Source organism: Streptomyces humi (genome assembly GCF_001005085.2).
GTDB lineage: Bacteria > Actinomycetota > Actinomycetes > Streptomycetales > Streptomycetaceae > Streptomyces > Streptomyces humi.
On record NZ_LBMU02000075.1, the window covers coordinates 1 to 19,738 of the forward strand.

Genomic DNA, 19,738 nt, shown 5'->3' on the forward strand with positions numbered 1-19,738 from the left:
TCCGCCCGGTGATCCAAACGAAACTGCCTAGGCGTCCGCGCGGCTGAGCTTGTCGCGCGAGTACGGGTCCGTGGTCGGCTGATCGCGCCCGCGCGGCAGAGCCGCACGTCGAACGGAGCCCCGCGCCCCTTACGTGGGCGCGGGGAACCTCTGTTTCTGGGGCGCCCTAGTCGATGTTCGGCTTCTCGCGGCGTTCCTGGGCCGGGATGTTGTGGCCGCCGCCGCCCGAGCCGCCGCCCAGGGGGCCGAAGTTGCCCATGGCGCCGGAGAGGCCCTTGAGGGCGTCGCCGATCTCGCTGGGGACGATCCAGAGCTTGTTGGCGTCGCCCTCGGCGATCTTCGGGAGCATCTGGAGGTACTGGTAGGAGAGGAGCTTCTGGTCCGGGTCGCCGGCGTGGATCGCCTCGAAGACCGTACGGACCGCCTGGGCCTCGCCCTCCGCGCGGAGCGCCGCCGCCTTGGCCTCACCCTCGGCGCGCAGGATCTGGGACTGCTTCTCGCCCTCGGCGGTGAGGATGGCGGCCTGGCGGGTGCCTTCCGCGGTGAGGATCGCGGCGCGCTTGTCACGGTCGGCGCGCATCTGCTTCTCCATCGAGTCCTGGATGGAGGTCGGCGGTTCGATCGCCTTGAGTTCGACGCGGTTGACGCGGATGCCCCACTTGCCGGTGGCCTCGTCGAGGACGCCGCGCAGGGCCGCGTTGATCTCCTCACGGGAGGTCAGGGTGCGTTCCAGGTCCATGCCGCCGATGATGTTGCGGAGCGTGGTGACGGTCAGCTGCTCGATGGCCTGGATGTAGCTGGCGACCTCGTAGGTGGCCGCACGGGCGTCGGTGACCTGGTAGTAGATGACCGTGTCGATGTTCACGACCAGGTTGTCCTGGGTGATCACCGGCTGCGGCGGGAACGGTACGACCTGTTCACGCAGGTCGATGCGGTTGCGGATGGTGTCTATGAACGGGACCACGATGTTCAGGCCGGCGTTCAGAGTCCGCGTGTAGCGGCCGAAGCGCTCCACGATGGCGGCGCTCGCCTGTGGGATGACTTGGATCGTCTTGATCAAGGCGATGAAGACCAACACCACCAGAATGACCAGGACGATGATGACCGGTTCCATCGTCGCTCCCCGTACCCTTCTCCGCCTCGGCGCTTCGGCAGATCTTATGGTTGTTGAAGATCTTGCTGGATGAGTCTGACAGACGCACGCGCAACTCGGGGACTCTTCTGTTCAGTTGAGTCTTACGAGGTCAGATGACTATCGCCGTGGCCCCCTCGATCTCCACGACATCCACTTCCTGTCCCACTTCGTAGGCACGGTCCGGGTGGAGGGAGCGGGCCGACCAGATCTCGCCGGCGAGCTTGATCCGTCCGTCCGCGCCGTCGACGCGTTCGAGGACGACGGCCTGCTTGCCCTTCAGCGCGTCGACGCCGGTGGCGAGTCCAGGACGCTGGAGGGCGTGCCGGTTCGCGATGGGCCGTACGACGGCGATCAGGGCGACGGAGACGACGACGAAGACGAGTACCTGGAGCACGACGCCCGCGCCGAGTCCGGCGGTGCCTGCGGCGGCCACGGCGCCGACCGCGAACATGCCGAACTCCGGCATCGCGGTCACCACGAGCGGGATGCCGAGCGCGGCTGCGACGACGAGCCACCACACCCATGCGTCGATGTTGTTCACATTGTCATGGTAGGGCCGGGGGTGCCGAACCCGACAGGGTGCTTTGCCGCGTCAACGCCCGTCAGGACAGGGGCAGTCCGTGGGCGGTCCAGCGGTCGCCGAGCTGTTCGACGACGAGCGGGAGGCCGAAGCAGAGGGAGAGGTTGCGGGAGGTGAGTTCGAGCTCCAGCGGGCCGGCGGTGAGTACCTTGCCCTGGCGGATCATCAGGACGTGGGTGAAGCCCGGGGCGATCTCCTCGACATGGTGGGTGACCATGATCATGGAGGGGGCGATCGGGTCGCGGGCGAGCCGGCCGAGGCGGCGGACCAGGTCCTCGCGGCCGCCGAGGTCGAGGCCCGCGGCGGGCTCGTCGAGGAGCAGCAGTTCGGGGTCGGTCATCAGGGCGCGGGCGATCAGGGTGCGCTTGCGCTCGCCCTCGGAGAGGGTGCCGAACTTCCGGTCGACGTAGTCGGTCATGCCGAGGCGGTCGAGGAAGGCGCGGGCGCGTTGCTCGTCGACCTCGTCGTACTCCTCCTGCCAGTGGGCGGTCATGCCGTAGGCGGCGGTGAGCACGGTCTCCAGGACGGTCTGGCGCTTGGGGAGCTTCTCGGCCATCGCGATGCCGGCCACGCCGATGCGGGGGCGCAGGTCGAAGACGTCGACCCGGCCGAGGGTGTCGCCGAGGATGGTGGCGGTGCCCTTGCTGGGGTAGAGGTAGCTGGAGGCGATGTTCAGGAGGGTGGTCTTGCCGGCGCCGTTGGGGCCGAGGATGACCCAGCGCTCGCCCTCCTTCACCGACCAGGAGACCTGCTCCACCAGAGCCCGGCCCTCCCGGACCACGGATACGTCCTGAAGCTCCAGAACATCGCTCATGAGCGCGTTGTCTCCCCTTGCAGTGTGGCCGGTCTCGGCTGTCGCGTACGCCTGTGGCTCGGGCGGCGGCACCGGTGGGCGCAGCCCTTATGAAATCTACGCCACGAGTGCGGCGCTCCGATCCATCGGTCCGGTCCTTAGGGTGGGGGCATGCTCACGGAACCGCGTTCAGGACGCCTCGCCGCTTGGGGAAATGCCCTATTGGCCGGACTTGTCTCTCCGGATGACGCCGTGCTCGCCATCGTCGGCGAGGACGCGGTGCACCGGGTGGAGGGGCTGCCGGGTGAGCCGGCTCCGGTCGGGCTCACTCTCGCGCTGGGGCGGCTGCGGGCGCTCGGGGCGACCGCGCTGCGGGTCGCGCTGCCGGCCCCTGGGCATCCGCTGGGGCTGAGCGGGCCGCCGGAGTTCAACGCGCGGGCGCTGGAGGCGGAGGAGGCGGTGGTCTGCCACGGCGCCGCGTTCGGCTTGGTGCCCGAGGTGTACGAAGCCGGGCCGGCCGGTGACGTGCATGTCGAGGTGGTCTGGCACGTGCTGCCGGTACGGGAGGCGCCGCCGGCCGACGTGCCGTCGCTCGGGGAGGCGGAGCGGGAGCTGGCGGAGGCGCTGCGGGACGCGACCGAGGTGCTGTCGAAGCTGGACGTCGCCGGGTCCGGGCCGGTGGCGGAGGCGGCGATCGACGCGTACCGGGCGCGGGCCGAACAGGGGCGGGAGGTGCTGGCGCCGGGGTATCCGCCGCGGGCGGTGCGGGTGCTGGAGCTGGCGCAGCGGGTGGGGCTGCTGGTCTCGCTGGCGTACGAGAACGGGCACGGGGGTGCGGTGAGCGCCTCGGAGATGGCGGCGCGGGGAGCCGCGTTGCGGCCGGTGGAGCGGACGGCCCGGCGGGCCCTGGTCGCGGCGTACAACTCCGTCGTGGAGGAGCGGGAGCGGGGCCGCTAGGCGGTCTGGGGGCTGCCGCCCCCAGACCTTCCCGCGCTACTTGTTGGTGGCGTGGTTGCCGAACGCCGGGTTCAGCAGGCCGATCACGTTGACGGAGAGGCCGCTGGCGTTGACCGGGACGTTGACCGGGACCTCGATCACGTTGCCGGAGACGACGCCCGGGGAGTTCGCGGCGTCACCCGTGGCGGTGGCGTCGGCGAAGGCGGCACCGGCGGAGGCACCCGCTGCGATACCGGCGACGGTCATGGCGACGGCGGCCTTCTTGGCGATGTTCATGGGAAAAGGTTCCTCCTTGTGCGGGTCCGGCCCGACCGTGGGCCATACCTGATCAACGCCGGCGGGGCCCCGGTGGCACGGACCGGGGCGCGTGACTGCCCGTTCGGATCATTGGGCGGAAAAGATCATCGGGCGGAAAAGCCGACCGGCCTCCCCGGGAGCACCCGGAGAGGCCGGAGGTCGCTGCCGCGGGTGCGGCGCGGTCTCAGTGGTTGAGGCCGAGGTTGCCGAAGGCGGGGTTCAGCACGCCGATGACGTTCACGCTGTTGCCGACGACGTTGACGGGGACGTGCACCGGGGCCTGGATGACGTTGCCGGAGACGACGCCGGGAGAGCCCTGGGCGCGGCCGTCGGCGTGGGAGCCGCCGGTGTGGGCGGAGGCCATTCCCGCACCCGCGGCCACGATCCCGCCGGCCACCATCGTCACGGCCGCTGCCTTCTTCAGGTTCTTCACTTCTTGAGCCTCCTTGGCGATCGCCACGGCGGTCGCCGCGGCACGCACTGAAGAACGGCGGCGGCTGGGAGAGGATGCGCCGTCCGGGTGACATTCCCACGACGGTATGAATCTCAGCCCGGAAGGCGACCCTCCATGTTGCCGTCGGTGAAGCGTTGCGGAGGGCGTATCAGCCGGTCACGCCATGGCGAACGGCCCACAGGGCGGCCTGGGTGCGGTCGGCGAGGTCGAGCTTCATCAGGATGTTCGAGACGTGCGTCTTGACGGTCTTCTCGGACAGCACCAGGGCACGGGCTATCTCACGGTTGGAGCGGCCGTCGGCGATCAGCCCGAGCACCTCGCGCTCCCGCTCGGTGAGCGAGCCGCCCCGGCCCTGGCCGGAGTTGGCCTCCTCCTGGGAGAGCAGGGCGCCGGCCACCTCGGGCTGGAGCAGGACGTGCCCGGCGTGCACCGAGCGGATGGCGGTGGCGAGCGCGTCGGGATCGACGTCCTTGTAGACGTACCCGGCGGCGCCGGCGCGCAGGGCCGGGACCACCGTGCGCTGTTCGGTGAAGCTGGTGACGATCAGCACGCGCGCGGGGCTGTCGAGTTCACGGAGCCTGCGCAGGGCGTCCACGCCGTCCATGCCGGGCATCTTGATGTCCATGAGGACGACGTCGGGGGCCAGTTCCTGGGCGCGTTCGACCCCTTCGGCACCGTCGGCCGCCTCACCCACGACCTCGATGTCGTCCTGCACCTCCAGGAAGGTGCGCAGGCCCCGTCGGACGACCTGGTGGTCGTCGACCAGGAGCACCCTGATTACGTCAGCCACCGGGGACCTCCAGCTCGATCGCGGTGCCCTTGCCGGGCGCCGATTCCACGGTCAGGGTGCCGCCGACGCCGTCCGCGCGGTCCCGCATGGAGACCAGGCCGAGGTGGCGTCCGGCACGGCGGGTGAGGTGCGGGTCGAAGCCGGTGCCGTCGTCGGTGACCCGCAGCACGGCGCCGCCGCCGCGCCGGTTCACGGTCACGTCGACGTGCTCGGCGCCGGCGTGCCGCAGTGCGTTGTGCAGTGCTTCCTGGGCCACCCGGAGCAGGGCCTCCTCCTGCGCGGCGGGCAGGGCGCGGAAGCCGCCGGCGGTGAAGGTCACGCGCGCGGTGTGGGCACGGTCGAGGACCTGGACCTGGGTGCGCAGGGTGGCGATCAGGCCGTCCTCGTCGAGGGCGGCGGGCCGCAACTCGACGACGGCGGCGCGTAGTTCGTCGGCGGCCTCGGCGGCCAGCGCGGCCACCTGCTGCAACTCGCCCTTGGCGCGGCCCGGATCGCGGTCGACCAGGGCGGCGGCGGCCTGGGCGGTGAGGCGCAGGGAGAACAGCTTCTGGCTGACCGCGTCATGGAGTTCGTGGGCGAGCCGGGAGCGTTCCTCGGCGATGGTCAGTTCGCGGCTGCGCTCGTAGAGCCGGGCGTTGGTGAGGGCGATGGCCGCGTGCTGGGCGAGGATGGAGAGCAGTTCCTCGTCCTCGGCGGTGAAGCCGCAGCCGCCCTCGGGCTTCTCGCAGTTCTTGTTGGCCAGGAACAGCGCACCGATGACCTCGTCGCCGTCGCGGATCGGCAGTCCCAGGAAGTCGGACATCTCGGGGTGGGCGGAGGGCCAGCCCTCGAAGCGGGGATCCTCGCGGACGTCGGCCAGCCGCTCGGCCTTCGCCTCGTGGAGCATGGCGGCGAGGATGCCGTGCTGGCGCGGGAGCGGGCCGATGGCCTTCCACTGCGCGTCGGTGACGCCGTCGACGACGAACTGGGCGAAGCCGCCGTGGTCGTCGGGGACCCCTAGGGCGGCGTACTGCGCGTCGAGCAGCTCGCGGGCGGAGGCGACGATCGTCTTGAGGACGTCGCGCACCTCCAGATGCCTGCTCATGGCCAGCAGCGCGGCACTCACCGCGGCGAGGCCGGACCGGGGACCGTGACTCATGCCCTCACGGTACCGGCGGGGTCCGACACCGGGGATCGGGCGATGGGGGCAGCGTCCGGGCCGGTGGGCGTAGGCCCGGGGTCCTAGGGCGCGGGGCCCCGTCCGTCGGCTTAGTCCGAAGGACCCCGTGCGGATGCGGCCCGCGTCCGAGGCGGCCGGGGCGGGCCCGTTCCTACGTTGGGGTCACCGCCGACCAGGGCGGACGGAGCCGAGGGGACGGTTGTCATGCCGGTAGCGATCATCACGGGGGCCTCGAAGGGGCTGGGGCGGGCGCTGGCCGAGGCGCTGGCGGCGCGGGGCTGGGACCTGGTGCTCGACGCCAGGGGTGCCGGGCACCTGAAGGAGGCGGCGGAGGCCCTGGCGGGGCACGGGGTGCGGGTGGCGCCGCTGTCCGGGGACGTCACGGACGCCGGGCACCGGGCGGAGCTGGTGGCCGCCGCGCGGGCGCTGGGCGGGGTGGACCTGGTGGTGAGCAATGCCAGCGCGCTGGGCGCCGAGCCGCTGGTGCGCCTCGGTGAGCTGCCCCTGGCGGGGCTGCGGCGGGCGCTGGAGGTGAACGTGGTGGCGGCGCTGGGCCTGGTCCAGGAGGCGCTGCCGCTGCTGCGGGAGTCACCGGTGGGGGCGGTGGTCGCGGTCAGCTCGGACGCGGGTTCCGAGGCGTACGAGACCTGGGGCGGCTACGGCGCCTCGAAGGCGGCCCTGGACCAGCTGGCGGCGGTGCTCGGCGTGGAGGAGCCGGGGCTGCGGGTGTGGGCGGTGGATCCCGGGGACATGGCGACGGAGCTGTACACGGCGGCCGTACCGGACGACGACGGTCCGCGGCCGGCGCCGGAGGCGGTCGTACCGGCGTTCCTGCGGCTGCTCGACGAGCGGCCGGCCAGTGGCCGGTACGGGGCGCCCGCCCTGGTGGAGGGGCAATGACGACCGTGCTGAGGGTGCCGGAGGAGCTGTCCGCGCGGGTGCCGGCCGAGCAGCGGGGGCCGGGGCTCGACCGGGACGCCGTACGGCTGCTGGTGTCACGTGGCACGGCGGTGTCGCACCACGGCTTCGCCGAGCTGCCCGGTCTGCTGCGGGCCGGGGACCTGCTGGTGGTGAACACCTCGCCGACGCTGGCGGCCGCCGTGGACGGGCGGGTCGGGCACGCGCGCGTGGTGGTGCACTTCTCCACGCGCGGGGACGCGGCGCACGGGGACGGCCGGTGGGCGGTCGAACTGCGGGAACCGGACGGGAGAGGGACCACACGCGCGCGTACGAGTACGCACGCGGGGAGCGAGGTACGGCTGCCGGGCGGCGGGCTGCTGGTCCTGGAGGAGCCGCTGAGCGCACGGGGCGAGCGGCTGTGGTGGGCGCGGACGACGGCGGACGTACGCGGGGTGCTGCGGGAGCACGGGCGGCCCGTCCGGTACTCCTACACGGAGCGGGACCAGCCGCTGTCCGTCTACCAGACGGTGTTCGCGCTGCCGTACGCCGACGGGGCGGGGAGTGCGGAGATGCCGAGCGCGGCGCGGCCCTTCACCGCGCGGACGGTGGCGGAGCTGGTGAGCCGGGGGGTGCAGTTCGCGCCGGTCACGCTGCACACGGGGGTGTCGTCGGCGGAGGCGCACGAGCCGCCGTACGCGGAGCGGTTCGCCGTGCCGGCGGAGTCGGCCCGGCTGATCAACGCGGTGAAGGCGGGCGCGGGGCGGGTGGTGGCGGTCGGGACGACCGCCGTACGGGCCGTGGAGTCGGCGGCCGGGGCGGACGGGGTGGTGCGGGCGGCCCGGGGCTGGACGGAGCTCGTCGTGACGCCGGAGCGCGGGGTGCGGGTGGTGGACGGGCTGCTGACCGGGCTGCACGAGCCCGAGGCCTCGCATCTGCTGATGCTGGAGGCGGTGGCGGGGCGGCCTGCGGTCGACCGCAGCTACGAGGAGGCGCTGCGCGGGCTCTACCTGTGGCACGAGTTCGGGGACGTGCACCTCATCCTCCCGGAGGAGAGGCCTCACGCAGAGCATTGCGACAGCAACTCATGGTGAGAAACCTGTAGGTCCGATGTGAGGCCGCACATAGGGCGCACATCACGTACGAACGGACATAGGAGATATACACCCCGCACGCGAACGGGACAGACAGCCCAGTCTGTCCCGTTTTGCCCTTCCGGGCCCTACTACCTCAGGTCGTACGTCACACCTTTGCCTCGGCATTTTGCGGCCGCTAAGAATGGCTGCCGTCGCTCAGCACCGCGGGTTCTCCCCGCGGTGTTCGTGCAGGAGGAGCCGGTCTCCTCCCGCGGACACCGAGCGACCTCCGCGCTATTCGAAGAGGTCCACTGCCATGCCCAAGAACACCCACAGTCCCGCGCTGACCAAGCATCACAAGATCGCGCTCGCCGGTGTCGCCGCCCTCGGCGCCGCCTCCATCGCCTTCTCCGCCGTGCCCAGCAGTGCGGACACGACCGTGACCGGGTCCCCCGAGACCGCGGCCAAGGTGGTCTACGGCACCGAGCAGATCAAGGACGTCAAGGGCTCGGTCACCGACCAGCTCGCCCTCCAGAACCTCAAGGTCGAGGCCATCGCCGCCAAGCAGAAGGCGGCCGGCGCCCACACCCTGCACGTCGCCCACGTGAAGCAGGCCCACGCGGCCCACGTGAAGCACGTCGCCGCCCAGGCGGCGAAGCAGGCCGCCGCGACCAAGGCCGCCAAGGCACGCGCCGCCCAGCAGGCCGCGAGCCGGGCCGCGCAGCGCCCGCAGGTCCAGCAGGTCGTCGCGAAGACCTACGGCAACAACCTCGACGGCTGGATCCGCCAGGCCCTCGACATCATGAAGGCCAAGGGCATCCCCGGCTCCTACAGCGGCCTGCACCGCAACATCATGCGGGAGTCCTCCGGCAACCCGATGGCCATCAACAACTGGGACATCAACGCCATCAACGGCATCCCCTCCAAGGGCCTGCTCCAGGTGATCCCGCCGACCTTCAGCACCTACCACGTCGCCGGCACGTCCTGGGACATCTACAACCCGGTCGCCAACATCACCGCCGCCGCCAACTACGCGGCCCACCGGTACGGCTCGATCGACAACGTCAACAGCGCGTACTGAGGCAGGCGCGGACCTCAGCACCGACGCGCCGAAGGGCGGCACCCCACTGCGGGGTGCCGCCCTTCGGCGTCTCACGCGGGGCCGCCGCGCGACCGCCGCGGCCCTACTTGCGCATGACCTCGGGCTCGTGACGGCGCAGGAAGCGGGCCACCAGGAAGCCGCAGACCACGCCGAGGACGAGCAGCACGACCATGTCCATGGTCCAGGCGCCGGCCGTGTGCGCCCACAGCGGGTCCTTGCTGGTCGGGTCGTCCGTGTTGGGCGCGATGTTGTTGAAGTCCAGCGTGGCGCCGGCGGCACCCACCGCCCAGCGGGACGGCATCAGGAACGAGAGCTGGTTGGCCCCGACCGCGCCGTTCAGGGTGAACAGGCAGCCGGTGAACACCACCTGGATGATCGCGAACATCACCAGCAGCGGCATGGTCTTCTCGGACGTCTTCACCAGCGAGGAGATGACCAGGCCGAACATCATCGAGGTGAAGCCGAGCCCCATGATCGGGATGCACAGCTCGAACAGGACGGAGTGGCCGAGGACCACGCCCTGGTCGGGGATCGTGCGGCTGGAGAACCCGATCAGGCCGACCATCAGGCCCTGTAGCACGGTGATCACGCCGAGCACGACCACCTTGGACATCAGGTACGCCGACCGGGACAGGCCGACCGCGCGCTCCCGCTCGTAGATGACCCGTTCCTTGATCAGCTCACGGACGGAGTTCGCGGCGCCCGCGAAACAGGCGCCGACCGCGAGGATCAGCAGGACCGTGGTCGCCGTGCCGTTGGGCACGGGGATGCCGGTCTTGTGGTTGACCGGGTTGACCAGCAGGGTCTTGTCGCTGTCGATCAGCAGGCTGACCGCGCCGAGCACCGCCGGCAGGATCACCGTCAGCGCCAGGAACCCCTTGTCGGAGGCGATGACCGCCGCGTACCGCCGCACCAGGGTCAGCAGCTGCGAACCCCAGCTCTGCGGCTTCTTCGGCTTCATCACCTGCATGGGTGGCATCTGTACGGCCTGCGGGGCTATGGCGTCGATGTCCGCGGCGTACATCTGGTAGTGCTGGGAGCCCTTCCAGCGTCCCGCCCAGTCGTAGTCGCGGTAGTTCTCGAAGGCGGAGAAGACGTCGGCCCAGGTGTCGTAGCCGAAGAAGTTCAGCGCCTCCTCGGGCGGGCCGAAGTAGGCGACGGCACCGCCCGGCGCCATCACCAGCAGCTTGTCGCACAGCGCCAGCTCGGCCACCGAGTGGGTGACCACGAGGACCGTGCGGCCGTCGTCGGCGAGGCCGCGCAGCAGCTGCATGACATCGCGGTCCATGCCCGGGTCGAGGCCCGAGGTGGGCTCGTCGAGGAAGATCAGCGACGGCTTGGTGAGCAGTTCCAGGGCGACCGAGACCCGCTTGCGCTGGCCGCCGGACAGGGAGGTGACCTTCTTGTCCTTGTGGATGTCGAGCTTCAGCTCGCGCAGCACCTCCTCGATGCGGTCGTCGCGCTCCTGGCCGGTGGTGTCGGCGGGAAAACGCAGCTTGGCCGCGTACTTGAGGGCTCTCTTGACGGTCAGCTCCTTGTGCAGGATGTCGTCCTGCGGGACCAGACCGATGCGCTGGCGCAGCTCGGCGAACTGCTTGTACAGGTTCCGGTTGTCGTACAGCACCTCGCCCTCGTTGGCGGGCCGGTAGCCGGTGAGCGCCTTGAGCAGGGTGGACTTGCCGGAGCCCGACGGACCGATGACCGCGATCAGGGACTTCTCCGGGACACCGAAGGAGACGTCCTTGAGGATCTGCTTGCCGCCGTCGACGGTGACGGTCAAGTGGCGTGCGGAGAAGGAGACCTCACCGGTGTCGACGAACTCCTCCAGCCGGTCGCCGACGATCCGGAACGTGGAGTGGCCGACGCCGACGATGTCGTTCGGGCCGAGCAGGGCGCTGCCGCCCTTGGCGATCGGCTGACCGTTGACGTACGTGCCGTTGTGCGAGCCGAGGTCGCGGATCTCCATACGGCCGTCGGGCGTGGAGTGGAACTCGGCGTGGTGGCGGGAGACCTGGAGGTCGGACACCACGAGTTCGTTCTCCAGGGCACGGCCGATGCGCATCACCCGGCCGATGGAGAACTGGTGGAACGTGGTCGGGCTGCGGTCGCCGTAGGCCGGCGGCGCCCCCGCGCCACCACCGGAGGCCGCGGCCGGGGCGCCCTGCTGCTGCGGGATCCCCGACGAGGCCTGCTGCCAGCCCTGTTGTGCGGCTTCCTGCCGTGACGCGGGCGGCTGGGACCAGCCCGCACCCTGCGCCGCGTACGGCTGCGCCGCCGGCGCGGCGGCCTGCGGCGCGGCCTGCTGCCGCGGCGGTGCGACGGCGGTCGCGGCGCCGGAGAGCCCCAGGCGCGGTCCGTCGTTCGCGTTGCCGAGGTGCACGGCCGAGCCCGGGCCGATCTCCATGCGCTGGATCCGCTGGCTCTGCACGAAGGTGCCGTTGGTACTGCCGTGGTCCTCGATGACCCAACTACGGCCGTCGAAGCTGATCGTGGCGTGCCGCCAGGAGACCCTGGCGTCGTCGAACACGATGTCCCCCTGCGGATCGCGTCCGAGGGTGTATGACCTGGACGGTTCGAGCGTCCAGGTACGTCCGTTTGATTCCAGTACGAGTTCCGGCACTCCAAGCCCCATGAGTAGTCCCCCGAGTTACCCCCATCACAGGGAGTCTAGGGATGTCGAACATCGTCGGGAACTATTTCAGGCTCCGCCCTCTGACCGAAAGTCGGGCCTTGTGGAGGCCTCGTACGAGCGCTTCGACTCTTTCCGTTGACGGGGTTGAAACCGGGCCGGAGAGTGGTAATCCACGCGAGGAGGACAAGCGCGACGGGGCAGCCCGGGGCGTTCCGCGGATCGGGGGGTCTGCCATGGGTTCTGGCACGTCCGGCACCGGAGTCGAGAGCGCGCGCGGCGGCGCACGGCTGCCGTGGGTCGATATCCTGCTGTCCGCGATCGCCGCGGTGAGCTGGGCGTTGATCGGCATGGCGGGCACGGCGGCGCTCGGTCTGCATCTGCTGCGGGCCGACGCGGCGGGCTCTCTGGGCCCGATGACAGCGGCGGTTGTGGCACTCGGGGCGGGTGGTTCGGTCACACCGAACGGAGATCTGTCCGCTTTCGGGCTGAAGGGTGCGCAAGCGACGACAGCCATCGAGATCACGCCACTGGGCGTGAGCCTGGTCGGTGCGCTCCTTTTGTCATGGTTCTTCTTACGGTCCCTGCGCACGGCCGGAGTTGTCGTCGCACCCGCCGAACTGCTGGCCCGCGCGGGCTCGGTGGTCGTGCTCTTCGTGGCGACGCTGGGCGGACTGGCGTGGGCGGGGCACTCGGTCGTGACCATCGACGGCGGCGCGCTCGGGCTGGACGGCCTGACGGGAGCGGCCGGAGGCGGTGGCGGTGGCGGCCTGAACATCCCCGGCATCGGGGATGTCGGCGGGCTGCTCCCGGACCGCCTCGGCGACCTGGTGAAGGCCGACGCGGCGGTCGGGTTCCGCGTGGACACGGCGGCGACGCTGACCGGGGGCCTCGCGTGGTGCGCCGGCATCCTGCTGATCGCCCTGCTGGCGTCGCGCCGGACCCCGCTGCCGCGCGGTTGGGAGGCTGTGCACCGGGTGGTACGTCCGGCCGCCTCGGCGCTGGTGACGGTCCTGCTGGTGGCCGTGGCGGCGGGGTGGGCGGCGGCGGCCTACGCGGCCGTCGGCGACCCGCATCCGGCGCGCGTCGCGGGAGCGGCACTGCTCGGCGCCCCGAACGGCGTCTGGCTCGGCGTCCCGATCGGCCTCCTCGTCCCCTTCGACGGCAGGGCGACGGGCGTCCTGACCGCGTTCCTGCCCCATCCCCTGGACGACTTCCTCACCTCGGGCTCCGGCCGGTCGGTGACCCTGGGGCACCTGGCCGAACTGGACGGCAGGGTATGGCTGCTGGGGGTCGCGGCGGCGCTGCTGATGCTGCTGACGGGGGTCTTCACGGCGGTACGGACACCGGTGGGGCGGACGCGGCTCGGACGGGACTCCGTGGGACGAGGGGTCGTGGAGGTCGTGGAGCAGGGGGCCGCTGCGGGATGGGAGGGAGGCGCGGGCCGGGGTGCGCTCGGGTTCGCCGGGCGGTGTGCCGTGCGGTTGGGGATCGCGACCGCGCTGACGCTCCCGCTGCTGGCCTGGCTGACGGGCGTCTCGGTGGACGCCTCGCTGTCGGTGCTGGGCTTCGACGCGTTCGGTGCCGGGATCGAACTGCACGGGCAGTTGGGGACGGCACTGCTCCTCGGGGCGGCCTGGGGCGCGGCCGCGGGAGCGGCGGGAGGGCTGCTGGCCTGGGCGACCGGGGCGGCGGGGTCGCGGGCGGCACCACTGGCCCTGGGGAACGCGGAGCCCGGCGGAGCGGGCCTGGCCGGCACCGGGACGGCGTACCCGGAGGCGGCCGGGGCTCCGGGCGGGCCCGGCGGCGGGACGGCGGGGCCGTACGCGCCGGGCAGCCCCTACCGCCCGCCGAATCCGGGCACCAACCCCTACCTCCGTGTGCCGGACGGGCTGCGGGAGAGCGGAGACGGCCGGGGGGCCTGGCCCGAGTGGCAGCGGGCACCTCGCGAGCCGGAGCGGGGCGCGGGGGCCGGGCCGGGGTACGGCGCCGCGCGACGGCCCGGCCCCTACGATCGTCCGGCGTCCGGAGGCCGGGGCCCTGAGCCGGGAGCGGCCTCTCCGGCCTCTCCGGCCGCTCCGGCCGCGCCAGGGCGCTGGGGATCGCCCGCCGCACCGGGACCGGCCGACGCCCCGCAGGCGGACAGCCACCGGCCCTCGGAGGAGACGCGGCCGGGGACCGGCGGGGACTCCTCCGACGTACCGCCCGGGTCGGGCGATGTGTACGGCGCTCCCACGATGGCCCGGCCGCTCGGTCCCCCGCCCCGCTCCCCACGGCCCCGTCCGGCACCACGCCGGGGCGACGGCGCCCCGGACGGCCCGAACACCGGACCGCCCCCACCGCCTCCACCCCCTCCCCCGTCTCCGCCTCCGCCCAGGCGGCCGAAACGATGAGTACGGCGTGCGCGACGCTCTGGGGGCGCCCACGAGGCACGGGCGGGACGGGGGCGGCTCGGGCCGAGCTCGTGCACGGCGCGCACGCGGTGCCCGCACTGTGCGTGACCGGGCCCCGGACCGTGGGTGACGGCACGGCGGAGGCCGGTGGGCCGCGACCCGCGGACATCGCACGCACGTTCGCCCGTCGCCCGGAAGCAAAGCGTCCGACACCGGCCCGACACCTATTGTTCCGTGTCCGTCAGGCGGACCACCTGCGCCGCAGGCACTGCGTGCCGGTTACGGTTGTCACACCATGAGCGATCCGCAGACCTCCGAGGTCCCCACTCTCCTCGTCAAGATTTTCGGCAAGGACAGGCCGGGCATCACGGCCGGCCTCTTCGACACCCTTGCCGCGTACATGGTCGACGTGGTCGACATCGAGCAGGTCGTGACGCGAGGCCGCCTGGTGCTGTGCGCGCTCGTGACCCAGCCCCCGGCGGGTCTTGAGGGCGACCTCAGGGCGACCGTGCACAGCTGGGCCGAGTCGATGAAGATGCAGGCGGAGATCATCTCCGGCCACGGCGACAACCGCCCGCGTGGTCTCGGCCGTTCCCTGGTCACCGTCCTCGGCCATCCCCTGACCGCCGAGTCGACGGCCGCCATCGCGGCCCGGATCGCCAAGACCGGCGGCAACATCGACCGTATCTTCCGGCTCGCCAAGTACCCGGTGACGGCGGTCGAGTTCGCGGTGTCCGGCGTCGAGACCGAGCCGCTGCGCACCGCCCTGGCCTCCGACGCGGCCGAACTGGGCGTGGACATCGCGGTCGTCGCGGCGGGCCTGCACCGGCGGGCCCAGCGGCTGGTCGTGATGGACGTGGACTCGACGCTCATCCAGGACGAGGTGATCGAGCTCTTCGCCGCCCACGCCGGCTGTGAGGACAAGGTCGCCGAGGTGACGGCGGCCGCGATGCGCGGCGAGCTGGACTTCGAGCAGTCGCTGCACGCGCGCGTGGCGCTGCTGAAGGGGCTGGACCAGTCCGTCGTGCAGAAGGTACGCGCCGAGGTGCGGCTGACCCCGGGTGCGCGGACCCTGATCCGTACGCTGAAGCGGCTCGGCTACCAAGTCGGGGTGGTCTCGGGCGGATTCACCCAGGTCACCGACGATCTGCGGGAGCGGCTGGGGCTGGACTTCGCCCAGGCCAACACGCTGGAGATCGTCGACGGGAAGCTGACCGGCCGGGTGACCGGCGAGATCGTGGACCGGGCGGGCAAGGCACGGCTGCTGCGCCGGTTCGCGGCCGAGGCGGGTGTGCCGCTGTCGCAGACGGTGGCCATCGGTGACGGTGCGAACGACCTGGACATGCTGAACGCGGCGGGGCTCGGGGTCGCCTTCAACGCAAAGCCGGTGGTGCGCGAGGCCGCGCACACGGCGGTGAACTTCCCGTTCCTGGACACGGTCCTGTATCTGCTGGGAGTCACCCGCGAAGAGGTGGAGGCGGCGGACACCCAGGACGAGGGCTGACCGCCCGGCCGAGCAGGGCACGAGAGACGAAGGGGCCCGGCACCGGGGATCCGGTGCCGGGCCCTGACCGTGTCGCGGCCCGGTACCGCGCCCTGACGGTTTCCCGGTCCGGCACCGGGACCTGAGGGTGTCCCGGTCCGGCACCGGGCCCCTTGTCGTGTCCCGGTCCGGTACCGGGCCCTGATCGTGTCGCGTCGGCTTCAGGTGGTCGTACGGCGGCGGGGTGCCGGTCTCATTCGGACGGCGCCCAGTAGTCCGCGAGCGTGGCCACGCCGGGCTCCAGGGCCTTCCAGGAGCCCTCGAACGTGACGACGGCGAAGGCGGCGGCGGGGAAGCCCCGGCGGTTCATCCGCTCGCGGGCGTCGCTCTCGGCCGTGCCGGCCAGGATCTCGGTCACCCCGTGCACGCCGGGGTTGTGGCCGATGAGGATCACGTTCTGTACGTCGTCGGGCACCTCGTTGAGCACGGCGATCAGCTCGCCCGGCGCGGCCTCGTACACCCGCTCCTCGTAGACGGTTTTCGGCCGGTGCGCGAGCTCGTGGACGGCGAGCTTCCAGGTCTCCCGGGTGCGCACGGAGGTGGAGCACAGGGCCAGGTCGAAGGTGATGCCGCTGTCCGCCAGCTTGCGTCCGGCGACGGCGGCGTCCGTGCGGCCCCGGTCAGCGAGCGGTCGCTCGTGGTCGGTCACCTGTGGCCAGTCGGCTTTCGCATGGCGGAAGAAGACGATCCTGCGGGATTCTGCGACGCTCATGACACCCAGCTTCGCATGAAACAGGCCATCGGGCGCAGGGAGTTGACATGCGGCTTCGCCCTGTCCGGCAGCGCGGGCGCGCTAGCGGGAGACGATCTCGTGAACTCGCTCGACGAGGTGGGTGACGGCCGGGTCGCCGGTGGCCGCGTGGGCGTCCGCCGGGTTCAGTATCAGCAGCAGCAGGGAGACGAAGGCGAGCGCGGGCAGGGCGAGCGCCCACCAGGGGAGCCGGATGTCGACACTGCCCGGGGTGGCCGGGTGGGGCCGGGTGTGCGTTCGGGCGGGCATGGTCGCCTCCGCTGGTCTCCGTCTTCCGGTGACCACCCCTCGCGGCCACACCTCGAAACTACGGAATCCACGGTCGCCGACCCATCCGGTGACCCACCCACTTGACCCTGACCCTCACCCCCTAGGGGATGGTGGGGCTAGCCCCACCATCGCCGGGCGGGGCGTGGTCAGGGGGACGCGAGGGTCGCGATGACGGCGATGACGATGAAGATGGCGAAGAACGAGCCGAAGACGATCAGCATCTTCTTCTGGCCGTTCTGGGGGTTCGGGTCGAGCACTGGCATGGGCCCAGTCTGGCACCTGCCGGAGGGCACGGACCGCGCGGGGTGCCAGGGGTCACCCCCACGGCGGGTCGTCAGGCCGGCGGGCTCACCTCGTCCTCCACCGTGCGGTCGCGGCCCGCCAGCCAGCCGACGGCCATCTGCGGGACCATCAGTACGACCATGAGCAGGATCGGCACGCCCCAGCCGCCGCTGCTCTGGTAGAGCACGCCCACCAGCAGCGGGCCGGGGATGGAGATGAGGTAGCCGGTGCTCTGGGCGAACGCGGACAGCTGGGCCACCCCCGCGCCGGTCCTGGAGCGCATCCCGACCATGGTGAGGGCCAGCGGGAAGGCACAGTTGGAGACGCCGAGCAGCAGGGCCCAGGCCCAGGCGCCGGCGGCGGGCGCGAGGTACAGACCGGCGTATCCGGCGAGGCCGCAGACGCCCAGCACGATCACGATCGGGCCCTGGTGGGGCAGCCGGGTGGCCACCCGCGGGATGACGAAGGCCAGCGGCACGCCCATCACCATGGTGACGGCGAGCAGCAGCCCGGCCGTGCCGGCGGACACGCCGGCGTCGCGGAAGATCTGGGCCATCCAGCCCATCGTGATGTAGGCGGCGGTGGCCTGGAGCCCGAAGAACACGGCGAGCGCCCAGGCGGTACGGCTCCGGGTGATCCGCAGCGCGGGGCGCTCCTGCTCCGCACGCGCGCGGGTCCCGTCGGCCGGCGTGGCCGGGCCCCGGTCGCGCGCCAGCGGCGCCCACGGCAGCACGGCGGCCGCCGCGAGGGCCGCCCAGACGGCCAGGCCGGTCTGCCAGCCGCCGCCCAGCGCGTCGGTCATGGGCACGGTCACCGCGGCGGCGATCGCGGTGCCGGCGGCGAGGGCCATCGAGTACAGGCCGGTCATGGAGCCGACCCGGTCGGGGAACCAGCGCTTGACGATGACCGGCATCAGCACGTTGCTGACCGCGATGCCCATCAGCGCGAGCGCGCTGCCGGCCAGGAACCCGGCCGTGCCCCCGGCGTACGGCCGTATCAGCAGGCCGGCCGTGATGGCCACCATGCCGGCGCAGACCACCGCGGGCGGTCCGAAGCGGCGGGCCAGCCGGGGGGCCATGACCCCGAAGACGGCGAAGCAGAGCGGGGGGACGGAGGTGAGCAGTCCGGCGACGCTGCCGCTCATGCCGAGACCGTCGCGGACCTCCTCCAGGAGCGCGCCGAGGCTGGTGATGGCGGGGCGGAGGTTGACCGCGGCCAGCAGGATGCCGACCACGAAGAGCCGTGTGGTCCACGCGCGCGGGGAGCGCGCGGGGCTCCGGTCGGATGCCGGGGGGCGTGTGGTCATGGGTGCCGTGGATGTCGTGCGTGCCGTGGGTGTCGTGGGTGTCGGGACCGGTGTTGTCGTGCGGGATTCCTCGCCTGCCATGAGGCCCATCATAGAATCATGGGATGATTGGTTGTCCACCTCCGGGCAGGCTCGACCGCCCTCGCCCGGTCCCCGCGTGCGAAGGTGTGCCATGCCTCTGAGCCATCCGCGCCGGTCGGCGCTGTCCGAGCAGGTCATCGCCGAGCTGCGGAACCAGATCGCCTCCGGCGAGTGGCCGGTCGGCTCGCGCATCCCCACCGAGCCGGAACTGGTCGAGCAGCTGGGAGTGGCCCGCAACACCGTCCGGGAGGCCGTCCGCGCGCTGGCGCACAACGGGCTGCTGGACATCCGCCAGGGCTCCGGCACGTACGTCGTGGCCACCAGTGAGCTGGCGGGTGTGATGCACCGCCGGTTCGCCGACGCCGACCCCCGGCACATCGCGGAGCTGCGCTCCACGCTGGAGTCGTCGGCGGCCCGGCTGGCCGCCGCCCGGCGCACCGACAAGGACCTCAGGCAGCTGGACGCACTGCTGGTGCGCCGCGAGCGGGCCTGGGAGTCGGGCGAGACGGAGGCGTTCGTGACGGCCGACGCGACCTTCCACCTCGCCGTGGTGGCCGCCTCGCACAACGACGTGATGACGGCGATGTACGCCGACCTGGGCGAGGTGCTGCGGGACTGGCTGCGCGCGGACGTCGGTGCCGAGCTGACCCCGGAGACCTACATGGACCACGCCCGGCTGGTCGAGGCGATCCGCGCGGGCGACGCGGACGCGGCGGCGAAGGAGGCGGGGAGCTACCCGTTCCAGTGCCGGCCGGGCCGGCTCAGCTCACCTCCAGGTGGCTGATCCACACCGCGCGGACGTCCTTCCAGCAGCGCCCGGAGAGCCGTACGGTGCTCGCCGGGCCGGCGTCGGCGGGGGCGCCGTCGGTGTCGATGTCCCACCACTCGGCGCACTCGATGTGCAGCTGCACCCGGTCGGTGGCGACGTAGGGGTTGTGGCAGTAGGCCACCACACGGGAGCCCTGGACGGTGGTCCGGCAGGACGCGCCGAACAGCTGCGGGGCGGGTGGGTGACCGCTCGGCACGCGCGCGTGGGACGCGGCGTCGTACGGCAGGGCGAGCACCAGGGCGAGGGCCGCGGCCGCCGGGGCCAGGCTGCGGGACAGGCGCACAAGAGGACCTCCTCGGCCGGGCTGGGGAGGGTCATCGCGGGGTGGACGCGTGATCCGACGCGATTCCAGGGTGCGCCGTACGGGCGGCGGCGGCCCGGCCGGTGGGCCGAACGGGTGAGGCCCGCCTCCCC

20 protein-coding genes are annotated in these 19,738 nt (G+C 72.2%); 7 read left to right on the plus strand and 13 right to left on the minus strand.

The features are described from left to right. Positions 1-166 precede the first annotated feature (166 nt). The 3 genes from AAW13_RS29920 to AAW13_RS29930 form a co-directional block, all read right to left on the minus strand. Complete coding sequence (locus AAW13_RS29920; RefSeq protein ID WP_046728007.1) at positions 167-1,114, minus strand: SPFH domain-containing protein; 948 nt, start codon at positions 1,112-1,114, stop codon at positions 167-169. Positions 1,115-1,244: 130 nt separating this feature from the next. Then, entirely contained in the window at positions 1,245-1,676 is a 432-nt protein-coding gene (locus AAW13_RS29925; protein WP_046728006.1) for an NfeD family protein, read from the minus strand. A 61-nt stretch (positions 1,677-1,737) separates the two neighbouring features. Next, the gene (locus tag AAW13_RS29930; RefSeq protein ID WP_046728005.1) at positions 1,738-2,529 is read right to left on the minus strand and encodes an ABC transporter ATP-binding protein; all 792 of its coding nucleotides are present in this window, start codon (positions 2,527-2,529) and stop codon (positions 1,738-1,740) included. Positions 2,530-2,679: 150 nt separating this feature from the next. On the opposite strand from AAW13_RS29930, the gene AAW13_RS47080 reads away from it, so the two are divergent. Continuing rightward, on the plus strand, positions 2,680-3,465 hold the full coding sequence (locus AAW13_RS47080; protein WP_071659726.1) for a hypothetical protein: 786 nt from the start codon (positions 2,680-2,682) through the stop codon (positions 3,463-3,465). Positions 3,466-3,501: 36 nt separating this feature from the next. On the opposite strand, the gene AAW13_RS29940 is transcribed toward AAW13_RS47080, so the two are convergent. The 4 genes from AAW13_RS29940 to AAW13_RS29955 all read right to left on the minus strand — a co-directional run bounded on the left by AAW13_RS29940 (position 3,502) and on the right by AAW13_RS29955 (position 6,144). Continuing rightward, positions 3,502-3,741 carry a chaplin gene (locus AAW13_RS29940; RefSeq protein ID WP_046728003.1) on the minus strand — a complete coding sequence of 80 codons (240 nt, stop codon included), beginning with the start codon at positions 3,739-3,741 and terminating at the stop codon, positions 3,502-3,504. A 205-nt stretch (positions 3,742-3,946) separates the two neighbouring features. Continuing rightward, positions 3,947-4,195 (minus strand): chaplin, encoded by a 249-nt coding sequence (locus AAW13_RS29945; RefSeq protein ID WP_046728002.1) that lies wholly within the window; start codon positions 4,193-4,195, stop codon positions 3,947-3,949. A gap of 169 nt (positions 4,196-4,364) precedes the next feature. Beyond that, positions 4,365-5,006: a response regulator gene (locus AAW13_RS29950; protein ID WP_046728001.1), complete on the minus strand. Its 642-nt coding sequence runs from the start codon at positions 5,004-5,006 to the stop codon at positions 4,365-4,367. Next, complete coding sequence (locus tag AAW13_RS29955; protein ID WP_046728000.1) at positions 4,999-6,144, minus strand: GAF domain-containing sensor histidine kinase; 1,146 nt, start codon at positions 6,142-6,144, stop codon at positions 4,999-5,001. The genes AAW13_RS29950 and AAW13_RS29955 overlap by 8 nt, the downstream gene beginning before the upstream one ends. 225 nt (positions 6,145-6,369) lie before the next feature. Here AAW13_RS29955 and AAW13_RS29960 point away from each other — a divergent pair, with 225 nt between their 5' ends. The 3 genes from AAW13_RS29960 to AAW13_RS29970 all read left to right on the plus strand — a co-directional run bounded on the left by AAW13_RS29960 (position 6,370) and on the right by AAW13_RS29970 (position 9,219). Next, positions 6,370-7,065: an SDR family NAD(P)-dependent oxidoreductase gene (locus AAW13_RS29960; RefSeq protein ID WP_046727999.1), complete on the plus strand. Its 696-nt coding sequence runs from the start codon at positions 6,370-6,372 to the stop codon at positions 7,063-7,065. Continuing rightward, positions 7,062-8,156 (plus strand): S-adenosylmethionine:tRNA ribosyltransferase-isomerase, encoded by a 1,095-nt coding sequence (locus tag AAW13_RS29965; RefSeq protein ID WP_046727998.1) that lies wholly within the window; start codon positions 7,062-7,064, stop codon positions 8,154-8,156. Before AAW13_RS29960 ends, AAW13_RS29965 begins: the two co-directional genes overlap by 4 nt. A 298-nt stretch (positions 8,157-8,454) precedes the next feature. Then, a complete protein-coding gene (locus AAW13_RS29970) occupies positions 8,455-9,219 on the plus strand; it encodes a transglycosylase SLT domain-containing protein (protein WP_046727997.1) in 765 nt (254 codons plus the stop codon). 103 nt (positions 9,220-9,322) lie between these two features. Here the strand turns inward: AAW13_RS29970 and AAW13_RS29975 are convergent, their stop codons facing one another. Continuing rightward, positions 9,323-11,872, minus strand: a complete 2,550-nt coding sequence (locus AAW13_RS29975; protein WP_240528782.1) for an ABC transporter ATP-binding protein/permease — start codon at positions 11,870-11,872, stop codon at positions 9,323-9,325. 233 nt (positions 11,873-12,105) lie between these two features. Here AAW13_RS29975 and AAW13_RS29980 point away from each other — a divergent pair, with 233 nt between their 5' ends. After that, complete coding sequence (locus AAW13_RS29980; protein WP_046727995.1) at positions 12,106-14,262, plus strand: streptophobe family protein; 2,157 nt, start codon at positions 12,106-12,108, stop codon at positions 14,260-14,262. A 295-nt stretch (positions 14,263-14,557) separates the two neighbouring features. Beyond that, entirely contained in the window at positions 14,558-15,766 is a 1,209-nt protein-coding gene (gene serB, locus AAW13_RS29985; RefSeq protein WP_046727994.1) for a phosphoserine phosphatase SerB, read from the plus strand. 232 nt (positions 15,767-15,998) lie between these two features. On the opposite strand, the gene AAW13_RS29990 is transcribed toward serB, so the two are convergent. From AAW13_RS29990 to AAW13_RS30000, 4 genes are all read right to left on the minus strand, one after another. Beyond that, complete coding sequence (locus AAW13_RS29990; protein WP_046727993.1) at positions 15,999-16,517, minus strand: SixA phosphatase family protein; 519 nt, start codon at positions 16,515-16,517, stop codon at positions 15,999-16,001. A gap of 81 nt (positions 16,518-16,598) precedes the next feature. Then, positions 16,599-16,805 (minus strand): hypothetical protein, encoded by a 207-nt coding sequence (locus AAW13_RS29995; protein ID WP_046727992.1) that lies wholly within the window; start codon positions 16,803-16,805, stop codon positions 16,599-16,601. A gap of 167 nt (positions 16,806-16,972) precedes the next feature. Continuing rightward, positions 16,973-17,089 (minus strand): SGM_5486 family transporter-associated protein, encoded by a 117-nt coding sequence (locus tag AAW13_RS47505; protein ID WP_089107830.1) that lies wholly within the window; start codon positions 17,087-17,089, stop codon positions 16,973-16,975. A 71-nt stretch (positions 17,090-17,160) separates the two neighbouring features. Next, positions 17,161-18,414 carry a CynX/NimT family MFS transporter gene (locus tag AAW13_RS30000; RefSeq protein WP_046727991.1) on the minus strand — a complete coding sequence of 418 codons (1,254 nt, stop codon included), beginning with the start codon at positions 18,412-18,414 and terminating at the stop codon, positions 17,161-17,163. A 172-nt stretch (positions 18,415-18,586) separates the two neighbouring features. Between AAW13_RS30000 and AAW13_RS30005 the strand changes: the two genes are divergently transcribed. After that, on the plus strand, positions 18,587-19,279 hold the full coding sequence (locus tag AAW13_RS30005; RefSeq protein WP_046727990.1) for a FadR/GntR family transcriptional regulator: 693 nt from the start codon (positions 18,587-18,589) through the stop codon (positions 19,277-19,279). On the opposite strand, the gene AAW13_RS30010 is transcribed toward AAW13_RS30005, so the two are convergent. Then, a complete protein-coding gene (locus AAW13_RS30010) occupies positions 19,257-19,607 on the minus strand; it encodes a hypothetical protein (RefSeq protein WP_046727989.1) in 351 nt (116 codons plus the stop codon). The genes AAW13_RS30005 and AAW13_RS30010 overlap by 23 nt on opposite strands. Positions 19,608-19,738 lie beyond the last annotated feature (131 nt).

Coding starts and splice junctions, on each gene's coding strand:
- AAW13_RS29920 (WP_046728007.1), bottom strand. CDS start 1,114: ATGGAACCGGTCATCATCGTCCTGGTCATTCTGGTGGTGTTGGTCTTC.
- AAW13_RS29930 (WP_046728005.1), bottom strand. CDS start 2,529: ATGAGCGATGTTCTGGAGCTTCAGGACGTATCCGTGGTCCGGGAGGGC.
- AAW13_RS47080 (WP_071659726.1), top strand. CDS start 2,680: ATGCTCACGGAACCGCGTTCAGGACGCCTCGCCGCTTGGGGAAATGCC.
- AAW13_RS29940 (WP_046728003.1), bottom strand. CDS start 3,741: ATGAACATCGCCAAGAAGGCCGCCGTCGCCATGACCGTCGCCGGTATC.
- AAW13_RS29955 (WP_046728000.1), bottom strand. CDS start 6,144: ATGAGTCACGGTCCCCGGTCCGGCCTCGCCGCGGTGAGTGCCGCGCTG.
- AAW13_RS29960 (WP_046727999.1), top strand. CDS start 6,370: ATGCCGGTAGCGATCATCACGGGGGCCTCGAAGGGGCTGGGGCGGGCG.
- AAW13_RS29965 (WP_046727998.1), top strand. CDS start 7,062: ATGACGACCGTGCTGAGGGTGCCGGAGGAGCTGTCCGCGCGGGTGCCG.
- AAW13_RS29970 (WP_046727997.1), top strand. CDS start 8,455: ATGCCCAAGAACACCCACAGTCCCGCGCTGACCAAGCATCACAAGATC.
- AAW13_RS29975 (WP_240528782.1), bottom strand. CDS start 11,872: ATGGGGCTTGGAGTGCCGGAACTCGTACTGGAATCAAACGGACGTACC.
- AAW13_RS29980 (WP_046727995.1), top strand. CDS start 12,106: ATGGGTTCTGGCACGTCCGGCACCGGAGTCGAGAGCGCGCGCGGCGGC.
- serB (WP_046727994.1), top strand. CDS start 14,558: ATGAGCGATCCGCAGACCTCCGAGGTCCCCACTCTCCTCGTCAAGATT.
- AAW13_RS29990 (WP_046727993.1), bottom strand. CDS start 16,517: ATGAGCGTCGCAGAATCCCGCAGGATCGTCTTCTTCCGCCATGCGAAA.
- AAW13_RS29995 (WP_046727992.1), bottom strand. CDS start 16,805: ATGCCCGCCCGAACGCACACCCGGCCCCACCCGGCCACCCCGGGCAGT.
- AAW13_RS47505 (WP_089107830.1), bottom strand. CDS start 17,089: ATGCCAGTGCTCGACCCGAACCCCCAGAACGGCCAGAAGAAGATGCTG.
- AAW13_RS30000 (WP_046727991.1), bottom strand. CDS start 18,414: ATGACCACACGCCCCCCGGCATCCGACCGGAGCCCCGCGCGCTCCCCG.
- AAW13_RS30005 (WP_046727990.1), top strand. CDS start 18,587: ATGCCTCTGAGCCATCCGCGCCGGTCGGCGCTGTCCGAGCAGGTCATC.